Origin of the sequence: Streptococcus sp. CCH5-D3 (genome assembly GCF_001556435.1) — a bacterium.
Lineage (GTDB): Bacteria > Bacillota > Bacilli > Lactobacillales > Streptococcaceae > Streptococcus.
The window spans coordinates 1-824 of record NZ_LSIW01000116.1; the positions used below are offsets into that span (position 1 = coordinate 1).

General features: G+C 43.8%; 1 protein-coding gene. It reads left to right on the top strand.

All coding sequences use genetic code 11. The annotated features are described in order from the left end of the window. On the top strand, positions 1-635 hold a 635-nt coding region (locus tag AX662_RS07655; protein ID WP_156430705.1), incomplete at its 5' end, for an LPXTG cell wall anchor domain-containing protein. Positions 636-824 lie beyond the last annotated feature (189 nt).

Genomic DNA, 824 nt, shown 5'->3' on the forward strand with positions numbered 1-824 from the left:
ACTTCAGCGTTCCAGTAAGTGGTTTGAACGAAGGTGCTACAGTATCTGTGACTGCAACAGATGAAGCAGGCAACACCTCTCGCCCAACATCAGTGACTGTAGGTAAAGGAATTGATACGACTGCTCCGTCAGCACCGGTTGTGAACACTGACCTTACAGGTAAGGCAGGTACTCGTACCCCAATCGATGTTATTGCAGAACCAGGATCTAAGGTTGAGTTGTTTGATAAAGATGGTAACAAGATTGGTGAAGCTACAGCTGATACTAATGGTAAAGCCACTATCATACCAACGGTTGATATTCCGGAAGGCAATGTGACAGCGAAAGCGACAGACCCAGCAGGTAATGTCTCAGATGCTAGCGTCCCAATGCTTGCAACAAGGGGTGGATCAACAGATACCTTTAATAATGGTAAAGGCTCTGAGGTTGTCTCACCAGCTGTAGATGTTCAGGCATCGGATTCATCGACTAAGAACATGAATCTCAAAGCAAGAGCGACTATTTCAGCGGCTCAAAAAGACGATTCTACCCTCCCAGCGACAGGAGAAGAAGCCTCTACAGCAGCTGTAGTACTAGGAGGAGTTCTTGCAGCTTTTGGACTTACTTTGGCAGGTAAGCGCAAAAAAGAAGACTAAGATAAATTAAAAAACTTGTAGAAGTGATTTAATAAGTCATCTGAGTTTTCAAACGAAAAGACTCATCCCAAAACTGGGGTGAGTCTTTTGGTCTCTTGAAAGCGACTAGTTGTACTAGTGGTTTGGGAAATCATGGCTCTATAATTTCTGTAGTGGGTAAAACCACTGTAGAGATTATAGAGCTTTTTG